Here is a 15115-nt window from a genome sequence, read left to right as displayed (position 1 = left end):
TCGGCGTCCGTGCGGTCGCCGCCGCCATCGGCCCGGCGACCGCCGCTGCACCCGGGCCGGCGGTGACCGCCACCGGCGGACCAGCGGTTGTTCCGGTCCGACGCCGTGCGGTGGGCACCACCGCCGAACCGGCGGCGCCCGCTGTCCCCACCGACCGCGGACCGGCAGGGGTCGCCGCCTTCCGGGAGCCGGCCGTCGGGGCTGTCTCCCGGCCGGTGCCGGGCGCCGTCGTCGGGCCGGCGGGGTTCGTCGCCCGGGAGGAGTGGTCGGCCGTCATGCCGTCCCGCTCCCCCGCCTCCGTGTTCACGCGGCGCGCGGGAAGCGGGGGCGGCGCGGGCGGTGGGTATGGGGTTCGGACTCGGGGTTCGTGGTGGTGCGGTCGTGGGCCGCGCGCTCCGCGGCCTCGCGGCGGGCGGCGCGGCGGCCGCGGACGGCCTCCCGGGCCAGGCGCTCGTCGGCGGCGCGGCGCAGCAGTTCGGCGGAGCGGATCTGGTGCAGCTCGTACTCGTACATGGTGTCGTCCCCTGACGGTCGGTGGTCCCCGCAGCGCTCGCTGCGATGACTCCACCTTCGTCCGCCAGAGGGGTCCGCCACATCGGGAGAGTGCCGCATCTTCCGGGGGCGGGCGGTGCCTTAGACACGCCTGAGGGGTCTTAGGGCGGCCGTAAGGTCCGGCCGGGCTCCCTAAGACCCCTCACACAAGACGGCTCGTGGATCAGCCCGCGGAGGGCAGGCCGAGCAGCGCGTCGGTGTACTTCAGGACGGCCAGCAGCAGGCCGATGACGCCGAGGGCGATGCCCGCCCAGGAGACGGACTTGATCCAGGGGGCCTGCGGCCGGGCCGGGCTGCCGAAGGCGGGGCGGGCCAGCACGACGACACCGGTGACCAGCGCGGCCAGCGCGAACAGGCCGCCCCACAGCGCGGTGGTCTGCCAGGCGTCGCCGTAGACGGCCTGGATCTGCTCCGCGACACTCGCGGACCCGGAGGACGACTTGAGCTGGCCGACCAGGGTCTGGCGGGCGCCCGCGACCGTGCCGATCCAGCTCCCCGTGAGCGACACGAGGCCGAGCGCGGCGGAGACCACGGCGCCCGCGCCCTGGCCGACGCCGGTCGGACCGGCCGGGACGTCCCCGACGGCGGCGTCCGTGTCGTCGGCGTCCGTGTCCTCGCCGTCCTCGACAGCCGTTTCGTCAACGGCGTCGGTCTTCGTCATGTCCACCGCCCGGTCGTCATTCGCGACCTCAGTGGCCTCGGCGGCCTCGGTGACCTCAGTGGCCTCGGTGCCGGGCTCGGCGCCGGTCTCGTCAACAGTCTTGGTTCCCATAACCCCGCACCGTACGGACGCTCTCTGAGAGGTCCCTTAATGATCGTTGTGAGCGGCACGCGCGCGTGCGGTGCGCCACTCCTGGGCGAGCACGGACCACACCTCGAGGTCGTGCCGGACCCCACGATAGGGGTACGCCTCCCGGCGCACACCGTCGCGGGTGAAGCCGAGCCGCCGGGCGACGTTCAGGCTGTTGGTGTTGCCCGCCGAGGCGACCCACTCCAGGCGGTGGACGCCCCGCCGCTCGACGGCGAAGTCGATCAGCACCCGCATGGCCCGGGTGACCAGGCCGCGCCCGGTGCCGGCGGGCTCCAGCCAGCAGCCGACCTCGCAGTTGCCCTGCTCGGCGTCGAAGTTCAGGAAGAGCACCCCGCCGACGAGCCGCCCCTCGGACCAGATGCCGTGCAGCGAGCCGGTGTCGGCGGCGCGCATGTCGGCGTACCGCTGGAGCACCTCGCGGGCGCCGTCCGGGTCGGTGGCCTGCGAGCCGAACGGGATGAACTCGTTGATGAAGTCACGGCCGCGCTCCAGGTGGGCGAGGAACTCCTCGGCGTTCCACGGCTCCAGGGGCCGCAGTTCGGCTCCGTCGTCACCCAGCGATATCGCGTACATCCGGTTCCCGCTCCTTCTCCAGCTCCGCCATGACGTCGGTGAGCCTCTCATGGGCGGCGCGGCACTCGGGCGGCTCGATGCTGATGCGGGGCAGGCGCCGCTCCAGCCAGGCCGGCAGCCACCAGTTGGCGCCGCCGAGCAGATGCATCAGGGCCGGCACCAGCAGCGTGCGCAGCACGAAGGCGTCCAGGGCGACGGCGGCGGCGAGCGCGATGCCGAACATGGCGATCACGCGGTCGCCGCTGAGGACGAAGGCGAGGAACACCGAGATCATGATGACGGCGGCGGAGTTGATCACCCGGCTGGTCTCGGCGAGCCCGACCCGTACGGCCCGCCGGTTGTCGCCGGTCTCCAGCCACTCCTCGTACATCCGGCTGACCAGGAAGACCTGGTAGTCCATGGAGAGGCCGAAGAGCACGGACACCATGATCACGGGGAGGAAGGGCTCGATGGGTCCGGCCCGGCCGAGCCCCAGCAGTTCGCTGCCCCAGCCCCACTGGAAGATCGCGACGACGACCCCGAAGGCGGCGGCGACGGCGGCCACGTTCATCACGGCGGCCTTGAGCGGGATGCCCACGGACCGGAAGGCGAGCAGGAGCAGCAGACAGCCCAGGCCGATGACGACGCCGACGAAGAGCGGCAGTTTGCCGACGATGACCTCGGCGAAGTCGTCGTAGCCGGCCGTCACCCCGCCGACCTGGACGTCGAGGGAGGTGCCGGACTCGGCCCGGGGCAGCACCTCGTGGCGCAGCCGGTCGACGAGTTCGCTGGTGGCGCGGGACTGCGGGGCGGACTCCGGTACGACGGTGAGGTAGGCGGTGCGCCCGGCGGAGTCGAAGGTCACCGGGGTGACGGAGGCGACGCCCTCGGTGGCGCGCAGGGTGGTGTCGAGGCGGTCGAGGGCGAGCCGGTCCTCGGCGCCGGCGACCCGGGTCACCAGGGTGAGCGGCCCGTTGACCCCCGGCCCGAAGCCACCCCCGGCCCCGCCCGCACCCGCGCCCTCGCCGTCGCCGGAGGCGCCTTCGGCCAGGAGGTCGTACGCCTGCCGTGTGGTGCTGGACTGCGGGCCGTTGCCCTGGTCGGAGGTGCCCAGGCGGAGGGAGAACGTCGGCAGGGCGAGGACGGCGATCACCACGAGGGCGACGGTGCCGAGCAGCTTGGGGTGGCGCTCGACGAACGCCGACCAGCGGGCGGCGAGCCCGGTCGGCAGCTCCGGCTGGGGCCCGTGCTCGGCGAGCCGGCGCCGTTCGCGGCGGCTGAGGGCGCGCGGGCCGATGTACGACAGCAGGGCGGGCAGCAGGGTCACGGAGGCGGCGACCGTGAGGACGACGGTCAGGGACGCGGCGATCGCGACGCCGTTGAGGAAGTTCAGGCGCAGGATCAGCATGCCGAGCAGGGCGATGCAGACCGTGGCGCCCGCGAAGACGACCGCCCGTCCGGTGGTCGCCACGGCGTTCTCGGCGGCCTCGGTGACGGTGAGCCCGCGTTTCAGGCCGCGCCGGTGCCGGGTGACGATGAACAGCGCGTAGTCGATGCCGACGCCGAGGCCGACGAGCATGCCGAGCATCGGCGCGAAGTCGGCGACGGTCATGGCGTGCCCGAGCAGCACGATCCCGGCGTAGGCGGTGCCGACGCCGACCAGGGCGGTGGCGATGGGCAGCAGCGAGGCGGCGAGGGAGCCGAAGGCGAGGAAGAGCACGACGGCGGCGACGGCCACGCCGACGATCTCGGCGAGATGGCCGCCGGAGGACTCGGTGAGGGCGATCGCGCTGCCGCCCAGCTCCACCTGGAGGTCGTCGGACTCGGCGGCCTTGGCGGTGTCGACCACCGCCTGTGCCTCGCCCCGGTCGATGTCCTCGGCGCGGTCCTCGAAGGTCACGGTGGCGTAGGCGGTGTGTCCGTCCGCGCTGATCCGGGCGGCGCCCCCGTCGTCGTAGGGGCCGTGGACGGCGGCCACGCCGGGCAGTTCCCCGATCCGGTCCAGGGCGCGGGTCATGGTCTGTTCGACGGCTGCGGCGCGGACGGTGCCGGAGGCGGTGTGCCAGACGACGGTGTCGCTGTCGCCGCCGAGTCCGGGGAAGCCCTCGGTGAGCAGCCGGGTGGCGCGGCCGGACTCGGTGCCGGGGACCTCGTAGTCGTTGGAGTACGCGGAGCCGGCCGCTACGGCGGCGGTGGCGGTGCCCACGAGGGCGAGCAGCCAGAGCACGACCACGATCAGGCGGTTGCCTACACACCATCGAGCGAGGGCTGCCACAGACGTGCTCCCGGGGTGAATTGTGGATCTTTGACCGGGAAACAGCCCGCAAAGAACGTATGAGCGATGTGGGGCCACTCTTACAGGCGGGAGAGATCGTTTGTACCGTTCGTGTGCCTTTTCACAGTTCGTGGGGGCGCACGGAGGAAGGGCCCGCGGGTCAGTCCACCTGGTCGCCGAGCGCCATCACCATCACGCCGGCGATGAGGAGCCACAGGGCGCGCCGGGTGCGGCCCCGGGCGCCGAGGAGCGCCGCGAGGGCGCAGACGCCCGCGCCGAGGGCGTAGGCGACCGGGACGAGGGCCGGGGCGGGGCCGGTGAGGCGCAGCAGGGCGGCCGCGAGTCCGGCGAGGGTGAGCAGGGCGCCGGTGCCGGTCGCGGTCCAGCGGGCGCGGCGGGCGTCGTCGGGGCCGTACTCCTCGTCGTCGCCGGCTATGTCGCCCGGGGAGCCCGCAGAGCCCTGGGAGTCCGGGGAGTCCGCGGAGCCCTGGGAGTCCGGGGAACCCTGGGAGCCCTGGGAGTCCGAGTCGGTTCGTGCACTCATCGTGGGCGAGCGTAGCGCCTCCGCCGGAACGGCCGAGAGGGGGTGCGCCCGAACCGGACGCACCCCCTCCCCCGACGATCGCCGAGGTCAGCCCTCGCTGACCCCGAGCTTCTCCAGGATCAGTTCCTTGACGCGGGCCGCGTCGGCCTGGCCGCGCGTGGCCTTCATCACGGCGCCGACGAGTGCGCCGGCCGCGGCGACCTTGCCGCCGCGGATCTTGTCGGCGACGCCCGGGTTGCCGGCGATGGCCTCGTCGACCGCGGTGCCGAGCGCCGAGTCGTCGGAGACGACCTTGAGGCCGCGCTTGTCGACGACCTCGTCCGGGGTGCCCTCGCCCGCGAGGACGCCCTCGATGACCTGCCGGGCCAGCTTGTCGTTGAGGTCGCCCTTGCTCACCAGCTCGGTGACCCGGGCGACCTGCTCCGGAGTGATCGCCAGTTCGTCCAGCGAGGTGCCCGACTCGTTGGCGCTGCGGGCCAGTTCGCCCATCCACCACTTGCGGGCGGAGGCCGCGTCGGCACCGGCGTCGATCGTGGCGACGATCAGGTCCAGGGCGCCGGCGTTGAGGATCGCCTGCATGTCGGTGGCGGAGACGCCCCACTCGGCGAGGAGCCGGTTGCGGCGGGCCAGCGGCAGTTCGGGCAGTCCGGCGCGGATCTCCTCGACCCACGCGCGGGAGGGGGCGACGGGGACCAGGTCGGGCTCCGGGAAGTACCGGTAGTCCTCGGCCTCCTCCTTCACGCGGCCCGAGGTCGTGGACCCGGTGTCCTCGTGGAAGTGGCGGGTCTCCTGGACGATCGTGCCGCCCGAGGAGAGCACGGCCGCGTGCCGCTGGATCTCGAAACGGGCCGCGCGCTCCACGGACCGCAGCGAGTTGACGTTCTTCGTCTCCGAACGGGTGCCGAACTTCTCGGTGCCGTTCGGGCGCAGCGACAGGTTCACGTCGCAGCGCATCTGGCCCATCTCCATGCGGGCCTCGGAGACGCCGAGCGCCTTGATGACCTCGCGCAGCTCACGGACGTACGCCTTGGCCACCTCGGGGGCGCGCTCGCCGGCGCCCACGATCGGCTTGGTGACGATCTCGATGAGCGGGATGCCGGCGCGGTTGTAGTCGAGGAGCGAGTGCGAGGCGCCGTGGATACGGCCCGTCGCGCCGCCGACGTGCGTCGACTTGCCGGTGTCCTCCTCCATGTGGGCGCGCTCGATCTCCACGCGGAAGGTCTCGCCGTCCTCCAACTGCACGTCGAGGTAGCCGTCGAAGGCGATCGGCTCGTCGTACTGGGAGGTCTGGAAGTTCTTCGGCATGTCCGGATAGAAGTAGTTCTTCCGGGCGAAGCGGCACCACTCGGCGATCTCGCAGTTCAGCGCGAGACCGATCTTGATCGCGGACTCGATGCCGATCGCGTTGACGACCGGGAGCGCGCCGGGCAGGCCGAGGCAGGTGGGGCAGGTCTGCGTGTTGGCGTCCTGGCCGAGTTCGGTCGAACAGCCGCAGAACATCTTGGTCTTGGTGCCGAGTTCGACATGGACCTCGAGGCCCATGACGGGGTCGTACGACGCCAGCGCGTCCTCGTACGACACCAGGTCGGTCGTGGTGGTCACGGTGAAACTTCCCTCTCAGCCCAGCAGGACGTCGTCGTCGCCCAGCCGCTTCAGCTCGCGGTACAGGATGGCGAGGCCGGTGACGATGGCGACGGCGGACACGGTGGCGTCGATCAGGACCAGGGTGTCCTTCTCGGCGCGGGCCTTGCGCAGCCGCTTGGCGACACCGATCGCGCCGAACGCGGTCCCGGCGATGGACAGGTACGCACCGGACTTGGACTTCTTGAAGCCCTTGGCCTTGTTCAGTGCACTCACAGCGACGGAGCCTCCTCCAGGAGCGGGTGACCCCACCTTTCCACGAAGGCGGCCTCGACGGCGGCGCCGACCTTGTAGAGGCGGTCGTCCTTCAGCGCCGGGGCGATGATCTGGAGGCCGACGGGGAGGTTGTCCTCGGGGGCCAGACCACAGGGCAGCGACATGGCCGCGTTGCCCGCCAGGTTGGTGGGGATGGTGCACAGGTCGGCCAGGTACATCGCCATCGGGTCGTCGGCGCGCTCGCCGATCGCGAAGGCGGTGGTCGGGGTCGTCGGCGAGACGATCACGTCGACCTGCTCGAAGGCCTTCTCGAAGTCCCGCGTGATGAGCGTGCGGACCTTCTGGGCGGAGCCGTAGTAGGCGTCGTAGTAGCCGCTGGACAGGGCGTAGGTGCCCAGCATGATGCGGCGCTTGACCTCGGGGCCGAAGCCCGCCTCACGGGTGAGGGAGGTGACCTCCTCGGCCGAGTGCGTGCCGTCGTCGCCCTTGCGGACGCCGTAGCGCAGGCCGTCGAAGCGGGCGAGGTTGGAGGAGCACTCGGACGGCGCGATCAGGTAGTACGCCGACAGGGCCAGGTCGAACGACGGGCAGTCCAGCTCGACGATCTCGGCGCCCAGGTCCTTGAGCAGCGCGACGGACTCGTCGAACCGCTGGATGACGCCGGCCTGGTAGCCCTCGCCGCGGAACTGCTTGACCACGCCGACGCGCATGCCCTGCACGCTGCCGTTGCGGGCGGCCTCGACGACCGGCGGGACGGGCGCGTCGATCGACGTCGAGTCCAGCGGGTCGTGTCCGGCGATGACCTCGTGCAGCAGCGCCGCGTCCAGGACCGTACGGGCGCAGGGGCCGCCCTGGTCCAGGGAGCTGGAGAACGCGACCATGCCGTACCGCGAGACCGCGCCGTACGTCGGCTTGACACCGACCGTGCCGGTGACGGCGGCCGGCTGGCGGATGGAGCCGCCGGTGTCGGTGCCGATGGCGAGGGGCGCCTGGAAGGAGGCGAGGGCCGCGGACGACCCGCCGCCGGAGCCACCGGGGATCTTCGTCAGGTCCCAGGGGTTGCCGGTCGGGCCGTAGGCGCTGTTCTCCGTCGACGACCCCATGGCGAACTCGTCCATGTTGGTCTTGCCGAGGATCACGACGTCGGCGGCCTTGAGCCGCTTGGTGAGCGTCGCGTCGTACGGCGGGATCCAGCCCTCCAGGATCTTCGAGCCGACGGTCGTGGGCACGCCCTCGGTGGTGAAGATGTCCTTGAGCGCGAGGGGGACGCCGGCGAGCGGGCCGAGCTTCTCGCCGCGCTCCCGCTTGGCGTCGACGGCGCGGGCCTGCGCGAGGGCGCCCTCGCGGTCGACGTGCAGGAAGGCGTGCACCTTCTCGTCGACGGCCTCGATCCGGGCGAGGTGCGCCTCGGTGACCTGGACGGCCGTCAGCTCGCCGGAGGCGATCTTCTCGGCGGTCTCGGCGGCGGTGAGCCTGATGATGTTGACGTGGGTGTCCGTCATGGTGATTAGTCCTCCCCCAGGATCTGCGGCACCTTGAAACGCTGCTGCTCCTGGGCCGGGGCGCCGGAGAGCGCCTGCTCGGGGGTGAGCGACGGACGGACCTCGTCCGCCCGCATGACGTTGGTCAGCGGGAGCGGGTGCGAGGTCGGCGGTACGTCTTGGTCGGCGACCTCGCTGACGCGGGCGACCGCGCCGATGATGTCGTCGAGCTGGCCTGCGAAGTGGTCGAGCTCTTCGGGCTTCAGCTCCAGACGCGCCAGCCGGGCGAGGTGGGCGACCTCCTCGCGCGTGATGCCAGGCATGCAGCGTTCCTCTGGGGTGAGTGAGATGTGATGTGAGCCCAATCCTAGGGGGCGGCAGCTCGTGCCCGTGAAACGGTTTGCCGCCGTGAGACGCCGAGAGGTCCCACCGGGCAGCCCGGAGGGCGGCGTCTGGGCCGAACGGGTGAGACCGGGTGGGGCGACGCGGGCCGTGCCGTCAGTCGTCCGTGGCCGCTGCCGGGAGGGCCGCCGCCGGGCGTTGCCAGCCTCGGGAGCCGCGGGCGCGGAGCCAGGCCGTCGTCTCGTCGGGGGGCATCGCGGCGGCGACCAGCCAGCCCTGGACCGCGTCGCAGCCCAGGTCGCGCAGGCGTTCCCAGGTCTCGTCGTCCTCGACACCCTCCGCGACGACCAGCAGGCCGAGGGAGTGGGCCAGGTCGACCGTGCAGCGCACGATCTCCGCGTCCTCGGTGTCGACGGCCAGCCGGGCCACGAAGGAGCGGTCGATCTTCAGTTCGCTCACGGGCAGCCGGCGCAGGTGCACCAGGGAGGAGTAGCCGGTGCCGAAGTCGTCCAGGGACATCTTCACGCCGTGCCCGGTCAGGCCGTTCAGCGTGTCGGCGGCGCGCTGCGGGTCCTCCAGGAGGACGTGTTCGGTGATCTCCAACTGGAGCGCGCCGGCCGGGACCCCGTGCCGGGCGAGCCGCGCGGCGACGGAGCCGGCGAAGCCGGGGGTGTGGACATCACGCGGGGAGACATTGACCGCGACCGGTACGAAGAGGCCCTGGGCGCGCCAGGCGGCGACCTGTCCGAGGGCGGTCTCCAGGACGTACTCGGTGAGGTGCGGCATCAGCCCGGAGGACTCGGCGATCGCTATGAACTCGTCCGGCGGCACCTTCCCGCGCTCCGGGTGCACCCAGCGCACCAGGGCTTCGAGTCCGGCCACCTGTCCGTCGAAGCGGACCTTCGGCTGGTAGTGGAGCTGCACCTCGTGCGCGTCGAGCGCGCGCCGCAGATCGCCGAGCAGTCCGAGCCGGTCGGGGGTGTTGGAGTCCCGCTTGGACTCGTACACCTCGACGCCCGTACGGTCCCGCTTGGCCTGGTACATCGCCACGTCGGCGCGGCGCAGCATGCCCTCGGCGTCGTCGGCGTGGTCGGGGAAGACGGCGACCCCGGCGCTGGCCTCCAGCACGAGGGTGAGCCCGTCGAGATCGAGCGGCGAGCTGAGGTGGGCGACGAGGCCGCGGGCGACCCGGGTCGCGGAGGTCGTGGAGTCGGCGACGGGCAGTAAGACGGCGAACTCGTCACCGCCGAGCCGCGCCACCTCCGCCCCGCGGGGTATCGCGTGCCGCAGGCGTTCGGCTATCTGGAGGAGGAGCCGGTCGCCGGCGAGGTGTCCGAGGGTGTCGTTGACCGAGCGGAACCGGTCGAGGTCGATCAGCATGAGCGCGGCCCGGGCGCCGATGCGTTCGGCGTCGTCGAGGGCGGTCCAGATCCGCTCCAGCAGCCACTGCCGGTTGGGCAGCCCGGTCAGCGGGTCGCGCAACTGCTCCTCGGCGCGGGCCCGGGCGATCCACAGGGTGGAGTCGAGGGCGATCAGCGGGATCGCGAACAGCGGCAGCAGAATCGGTTTGGCGACGGCCACCACGCAGATCAGCGGGGCGATGCCGAGCAGCGCGACGGCGACCAGGCCCTGGCGGACCAGGGCGGTGCGGGCGACGGTCGGCAGTCCGCCGGCGCGCGGGGCGTTGAGGTACCAGAGCAGGACGCGGGTGACGGCGAGATAGGCGACGGCGACCAGGACGACCTGCGGGGCGGTGTAGAGCGTCCAGTTGGCGGGGTACCAGGGCCGTTCGACGGACGGCACCCGGCCGCACAGGGCGAGCAGCAGCGCGCCGGTGCCGATGCCGATGATGTCCACCGCGCCGTGCAGGACGCCCTGCCGCCAGCGGTGGCGCCTGGCTATGCCGACCAGGACGACGACGGTGAGGCTGACCATGCCGGCCGGGACCCAGCCGTAGAGCAGCAGGACGGCGAGGGTGAGGGCGGCGCCGGAGCCGGTGCCGCCCCACCAGCGGGCGCGGCCGAGCAGGACGAGGTGGCCGACGATGACGCCGGTGAGCACGGCGAGCGACCAGCCGACGGTGCCGCACGGGAAGAGGGCGTGGCCGCCGGTGAAGGCGCGGTAGAAGCCAGCGCCGAGCGCGAAGGCGGCGGTCCCGACGACGGCGGCGGGCAGCGCGGGCCAGGACGGGTGCCGGTCGGACTCGGCGTCGGGCAGGACGGAGGCGGGGTGCGGGCCGCCGGCCGCGGAGGCCGCGGCGGGGCCGGCGGGCAGTGCGGGGAGGCGGGTGTCGGGGGCGGCGGGCGGCGGCTGTGCTCCCGCCGTGCCGCCCGGGTGCGGTGCGGACCGCGGCGCCCACAGGCTGCCCCACCAGACGCCGGCGACCCGGCGCCTGCGCAGCCATGAGTCAGGAGCGGCGCTCTCGGTCGGTTCCATTCCGTCCCTCTCACAGCCGGCGGTGCCCACGCCACGCGGCCCGTTGCCCGACAACCGTCAACGGCGCCGCGTTGGAAAACCCTTCCCCCGCTCGCCAGGAGCACGGGAATGCCCCGACCGTAGCTGGGCACGGCAGGCGCATACCCCAACAGTAGGCCGCGGAAGGCTTCCACGGGCAGCGGTCGTCGACGGTTGCCCGAATGCGCCCCGGGCGCCCGGATGCGTCAGGTATACGCCGATCGGGTGGTCTTCGACCGCCGCTTTCGGCTACTCCTCGGCCGGCGGGGCGGCTTCGGCGGTGGCTTCGGCGGTGGCTTCGGCGACCGGGAGGGCGGCCTCGGCCGCGGCCTCGGGGCCCTCTTCGAGGAGGACCGTGAAGCCGTCCTCGTCCAGCACGGGCACCTTGAGCTGCATGGCCTTGTCGTACTTCGAGCCGGGGTTGTCGCCCACGACGACGAACGACGTCTTCTTGGAGACCGAGCCGGTCACCTTCGCCCCGCGGCTCTGGAGGGCGTCCTTGGCGCCGTCGCGGGTGAAGTGTTCGAGCGTGCCGGTGACCACGACCGTCAGGCCCTCAAGGGGGCGGGGGCCCTCGTCCTCGCCGGTGCCCTCCTCCTCCATGCGGACGCCGGCGGCTCTCCACTTGCGGATGATCTCCTGGTGCCACTCCTCGGCGAACCACTCCTTGAGGGAGGCGGCGATGATCGCCCCGACGCCCTCGGTGGCCGCCAGCTCCTCCTCGGTGGCCTGTTCGATCCGGTCGATGGAGCGGAACTCGCGGGCGAGCGCCTCGGCGGCGACCGGTCCGACGTGCCGGATCGACAGGCCGGTGAGGATCCGGGCGAGCGGGCGGTCCTTGGCCGCGGCGATGTTCGCCAGCATGGCGACGGCGTTCTTCCGCGGCTCGCCCTGCTGGTTGGCGAAGACGGTGGCGATCTTCTCCTCGCCGGTCTTCGGGTCGCGCTTGGGCAGTCCGCTGTCCTGGTCGAGGACGTACGCCCTGATGGGCAGCAACCGGTCGACGGTGAGGTCGAAGAGGTCGCCCTCGTCGCGCAGCGGCGGGTCCTCGGGCTCCAGCGGCTTGGTGAGGGCGGCGGCCGCGACATAGCCGAAGTTCTCGATGTCCAGCGCCTTGCGGCCGGCGAGATAGAACAGCCGCTCGCGCAACTGGGCGGGGCAGGTGCGGGCGTTGGGGCAGCGCAGGTCGACGTCGCCCTCCTTCATCGGCCGCAGCGGGGTGCCGCACTCGGGGCACTCGGCCGGCATCACGAACGCGCGCTCGCTGCCGTCGCGCAGGTCGGCGACGGGGCCGAGGATCTCGGGGATCACGTCACCGGCCTTGCGCAGCACCACGGTGTCCCCGATGAGGACGCCCTTGGCCTTGACGACGTCCTGGTTGTGCAGGGTGGCGAACTCGACCTCGGAGCCGGCCACATGCACCGGCTCGACCTGCGCGTACGGCGTGACGCGGCCCGTACGGCCCACGCCCACCCGGATGTTGACGAGCTTGGTGTTGACCTCCTCGGGCGCGTACTTGTACGCGATCGCCCAGCGCGGCGCGCGGGCGGTGGAGCCGAGCCGCCCTTGGAGGCGGATCTCGTCGAGCTTGACGACGACGCCGTCGATCTCGTGCTCCACGGAGTGCCGGTTCTCGCCGTAGTGCGCGATGAACCGGCGTACGCCGTCGAGGTCGTCGACGACCCGGTTGTGCGGGGAGGTGGGCAGGCCCCAGGACTTGAGCAGGCCGTACGCCTCGGAGAGCCGGCCGGGGCTCTCGTAGCCCTCCAGGGCGCCGATGCCGTGGACGACCATGTGCAGCGGGCGGGTCGCGGTGACGCGCGGGTCCTTCTGGCGCAGTGAACCGGCCGCCGCGTTGCGCGGGTTGGCGAACGGCTTGTCCCCGGCCTCGACCAGACGGGCGTTCAGCTCCTGGAACTTGTCCATCGGGAAGTAGACCTCGCCGCGGATCTCCACGAGCTGCGGCACCCCGTCGCCCGTGAGCCGGTCGGGGATCTCCGCGATGGTGCGGACGTTGGGCGTGATGTCCTCGCCGGTGCGGCCGTCGCCGCGGGTCGCCGCGCGGGTCAGACGGCCGTTCTCGTAGGTGAGGTTGACGGCGAGTCCGTCGACCTTCAGCTCGCACAGGAAGTGGTAGGGGGAGGCGCCCACGTCCTTGTGGACGCGCTCCGCCCAGGCGGCCAGCTCCAGGTCGTCGAAGGCGTTGTCCAGGGAGAGCATGCGCTCGCGGTGCTGGACGGCCGTGAACTCCGTGGCGTACGCGCCCGCGACCTTCTGGGTCGGCGAGTCGGGCGTGCGCAGCTCGGCGTACTCCTCCTCCAGCGCCTCCAGGGCGCGCAGGAGACGGTCGAACTCCGCGTCGCTGACGACGGGGGCGTCCTTCACGTAGTACCGGAAGCGGTGCTCCTCGATCTGCTCAGCGAGCTGCGCGTGCTGTTCCCGCGCCTCGGCGGGCACCGTCGTCTCCGCTTGGTTGTCGCCGGCCACCGTCATGTCCTCCCGTTACTCTGGGTTGTCCGCGAGTGATCTCGCCGCCCGGACGCAGTGGGCGAGCGCCTTGCGGGCGTACGCCGGGGAGGCCCCCGCGAGACCGCACGCCGGGGTGATCGTGACCGCCTCCGCGAGCAGCCCCGGTCGCAGCCCCAGCCTGCGCCACAGCGTCCTGACCCCCATGACGCTACCGGCAGGGTCGGACAATGCGGTGTCCGTGCCGGGTACGACACCGGCGAGCAGCCGGGTCCCCGCCTCCACGGCCTCGCCGATCGCCTCCTCGTCACGCTCGGTGAGCAGCGAGAAGTCGAAGGAGATCCCGGCGACCCCGGCCCGGCGCAGCAGGGCGAACGGCACGTCCGGCGCGCAGGAGTGGACCACGACGGGGCCGTCCTCCTGCACGCCGGCGACGTCGCGGAGGGTGGCCTCGACGAGCTGGCGGTCGACGGCGCGGTGGGTGCGGTAGCCGCTGGCGGTGCGCACATGGCCGCGCAGGACGGCGGTCAGGGAGGGCTCGTCGAGCTGGAGGACGAGCTGGGCGCCGGGCGCCCGGCGCCGTACCTCGGCGAGGTGGAGCCGCAGGCCCTCGGCGAGGGAGGCGGCGAGGTCGCGGACGGCGCCGGGGTCGGAGAGGACGGCCTCGCCGTTGCGCAGCTCCAGTGCGGCGGCGAGCGTCCACGGGCCGACGGCCTGGACCTTCAGCGGTCCCTCGTGCCCCTGGGTGAACTCCTCCAGGGCGTCGAGGTCCTCCCCCAGCCAGGACCGGGCGCGCCGGGTGTCGCGGCCCGGCCGGTCGCCGAGCCGCCAGCCGCTGGGCTCCACGCGCGCGTACATCTCGACGAGCAGGCCGGCGGTGCGGCCGATCATGTCGGCGCCGGGGCCGCGGGCCGGCAGTTCCGGCAGGAACGGGAAGTCCTCGAAGGACCCGGTGGCGGTCCTGGCGGCCTCGCGCGCGTCCCCGCCGGGCAGGGAGCCGACGCCGGTGGCGGGGCCGAAGACGAACGGGCGGTCGCTCTGGCTGTCGTTCATGCGCGCCTCACCGTCCGGGGCGGACGGTGAGGTCGTTGACCTCGGCGTCCCGCGGCAGGTCAAGGGCGAGCAGGATCGTCGTCGCGACGGACTCGGGGTCGATCCACTCGTCGGCGTCGTACTCCTTGCCCTCCTGCCGGTGGACCTTGGCCTGCATGGGGCTGGCGGTGCGGCCGGGGTAGACGGAGGTGACGCGGACGCCGTTGCCGTGCTCCTCGTGGCGCAGGGCGTCCGCGAGGGCCTTGAGGCCATGCTTGGAGGCGGCGTACGCGGACCAGTCGGCGCTCGCCCGCAGGCCCGCGCCGGAGTTGACGAAGACCACGTGCCCGCGCGTGGTGCGCAGTTGGGGCAGGAAGTGGCGGGTCAGCTCGGCGGGCGCGACCAGGTTGACGTTCAACTGGTGGTGCCAGGTCTTCGGGGTCAGTTCGCCGACCGGACCGAGGTCGACCACTCCGGCGATGTGCAGCAGCGAGTCCACCCGGTCCGGCAGGCTCTGGTGGGAGAACGCCCAGCTCAGCCGGTCGGGGTCGGCGAGGTCGCCGACGAGGGTCCGCGCCCCGGGGAACGCGGCGGCCAGTTCCTTCGCGCGGCCCGCGTCGCGCGCGTGCAGCACGAGGTCGTCCCCGCGCGCGTGGAGGCGGCGGGCGACGGCGGCGCCGATGCCGGAGCCCGCCCCGGTGATCACATGTGTAGCCATGTCCGCCATGCTCGCATCACCGCACGCCCGC

The 15115-nt window shown here is 72.8% G+C and carries 13 protein-coding genes; all 13 read right to left on the bottom strand.

Features of this window, described 5'->3' with window-relative positions; genetic code table 11:
- Nucleotides 1–303 precede the first annotated feature (303 nt).
- A complete protein-coding gene (locus AFM16_RS27280; protein ID WP_078634915.1) occupies nt 304–513 on the bottom strand; it encodes a hypothetical protein in 210 nt (69 codons plus the stop codon).
- A gap of 202 nt (nt 514–715) precedes the next feature.
- Complete coding sequence (locus tag AFM16_RS27275) at nt 716–1324, bottom strand: hypothetical protein (RefSeq protein WP_078634914.1); 609 nt, start codon at nt 1322–1324, stop codon at nt 716–718.
- A 36-nt stretch (nt 1325–1360) separates the two neighbouring features.
- Entirely contained in the window at nt 1361–1936 is a 576-nt protein-coding gene (locus AFM16_RS27270; RefSeq protein WP_078634913.1) for a GNAT family N-acetyltransferase, read from the bottom strand.
- Nucleotides 1914–4190, bottom strand: coding sequence for an MMPL family transporter (locus tag AFM16_RS27265; protein WP_078634912.1), 2277 nt, complete (start codon nt 4188–4190; stop codon nt 1914–1916). The genes AFM16_RS27270 and AFM16_RS27265 overlap by 23 nt, the downstream gene beginning before the upstream one ends.
- A gap of 160 nt (nt 4191–4350) precedes the next feature.
- Nucleotides 4351–4734 carry a hypothetical protein gene (locus AFM16_RS27260; RefSeq protein ID WP_245177813.1) on the bottom strand — a complete coding sequence of 128 codons (384 nt, stop codon included), beginning with the start codon at nt 4732–4734 and terminating at the stop codon, nt 4351–4353.
- An 87-nt stretch (nt 4735–4821) separates the two neighbouring features.
- Nucleotides 4822–6336, bottom strand: coding sequence for an Asp-tRNA(Asn)/Glu-tRNA(Gln) amidotransferase subunit GatB (gatB, locus tag AFM16_RS27255; RefSeq protein WP_030793687.1), 1515 nt, complete (start codon nt 6334–6336; stop codon nt 4822–4824).
- A 15-nt stretch (nt 6337–6351) separates the two neighbouring features.
- The gene (locus AFM16_RS27250) at nt 6352–6591 is read right to left on the bottom strand and encodes a hypothetical protein (protein ID WP_078634911.1); all 240 of its coding nucleotides are present in this window, start codon (nt 6589–6591) and stop codon (nt 6352–6354) included.
- Nucleotides 6588–8093: an Asp-tRNA(Asn)/Glu-tRNA(Gln) amidotransferase subunit GatA gene (gatA, locus tag AFM16_RS27245; protein ID WP_078634910.1), complete on the bottom strand. Its 1506-nt coding sequence runs from the start codon at nt 8091–8093 to the stop codon at nt 6588–6590. The genes AFM16_RS27250 and gatA overlap by 4 nt, the downstream gene beginning before the upstream one ends.
- Before the next feature lie 5 nt (nt 8094–8098).
- Nucleotides 8099–8395, bottom strand: coding sequence for an Asp-tRNA(Asn)/Glu-tRNA(Gln) amidotransferase subunit GatC (gene gatC, locus AFM16_RS27240; protein WP_018531282.1), 297 nt, complete (start codon nt 8393–8395; stop codon nt 8099–8101).
- 175 nt (nt 8396–8570) lie between these two features.
- Nucleotides 8571–10850, bottom strand: coding sequence for a putative bifunctional diguanylate cyclase/phosphodiesterase (locus AFM16_RS27235; RefSeq protein ID WP_078634909.1), 2280 nt, complete (start codon nt 10848–10850; stop codon nt 8571–8573).
- A gap of 267 nt (nt 10851–11117) precedes the next feature.
- Nucleotides 11118–13355, bottom strand: a complete 2238-nt coding sequence (gene ligA / locus AFM16_RS27230) for an NAD-dependent DNA ligase LigA (protein WP_078637108.1) — start codon at nt 13353–13355, stop codon at nt 11118–11120.
- Nucleotides 13356–13370: 15 nt separating this feature from the next.
- Nucleotides 13371–14387, bottom strand: a complete 1017-nt coding sequence (locus tag AFM16_RS27225; protein WP_078634908.1) for a methionine synthase — start codon at nt 14385–14387, stop codon at nt 13371–13373.
- Nucleotides 14388–14394: 7 nt separating this feature from the next.
- On the bottom strand, nt 14395–15093 hold the full coding sequence (locus AFM16_RS27220) for an SDR family oxidoreductase (protein WP_078634907.1): 699 nt from the start codon (nt 15091–15093) through the stop codon (nt 14395–14397).
- Nucleotides 15094–15115: the final 22 nt, after the last annotated feature.

Origin of the sequence: Streptomyces antibioticus (assembly GCF_002019855.1) — a bacterium.
GTDB classification, from domain to species: domain Bacteria; phylum Actinomycetota; class Actinomycetes; order Streptomycetales; family Streptomycetaceae; genus Streptomyces; species Streptomyces antibioticus_B.
Note: the sequence above shows the minus strand (reverse complement) of the source record. Positions and strands in the feature narration are given on the sequence as shown.

Excerpts from the sequence above, each read along its gene's own strand:
- AFM16_RS27280 (WP_078634915.1), bottom strand. The coding sequence starts at position 513 with ATGTACGAGTACGAGCTGCACCAGATCCGCTCCGCCGAACTGCTGCGC.
- AFM16_RS27275 (WP_078634914.1), bottom strand. The coding sequence starts at position 1,324 with ATGGGAACCAAGACTGTTGACGAGACCGGCGCCGAGCCCGGCACCGAG.
- AFM16_RS27270 (WP_078634913.1), bottom strand. The coding sequence starts at position 1,936 with ATGTACGCGATATCGCTGGGTGACGACGGAGCCGAACTGCGGCCCCTG.
- AFM16_RS27260 (WP_245177813.1), bottom strand. The coding sequence starts at position 4,734 with ATGAGTGCACGAACCGACTCGGACTCCCAGGGCTCCCAGGGTTCCCCG.
- gatA (WP_078634910.1), bottom strand. The coding sequence starts at position 8,093 with ATGACGGACACCCACGTCAACATCATCAGGCTCACCGCCGCCGAGACC.
- gatC (WP_018531282.1), bottom strand. The coding sequence starts at position 8,395 with ATGCCTGGCATCACGCGCGAGGAGGTCGCCCACCTCGCCCGGCTGGCG.
- AFM16_RS27235 (WP_078634909.1), bottom strand. The coding sequence starts at position 10,850 with ATGGAACCGACCGAGAGCGCCGCTCCTGACTCATGGCTGCGCAGGCGC.
- AFM16_RS27225 (WP_078634908.1), bottom strand. The coding sequence starts at position 14,387 with ATGAACGACAGCCAGAGCGACCGCCCGTTCGTCTTCGGCCCCGCCACC.
- AFM16_RS27220 (WP_078634907.1), bottom strand. The coding sequence starts at position 15,093 with ATGGCGGACATGGCTACACATGTGATCACCGGGGCGGGCTCCGGCATC.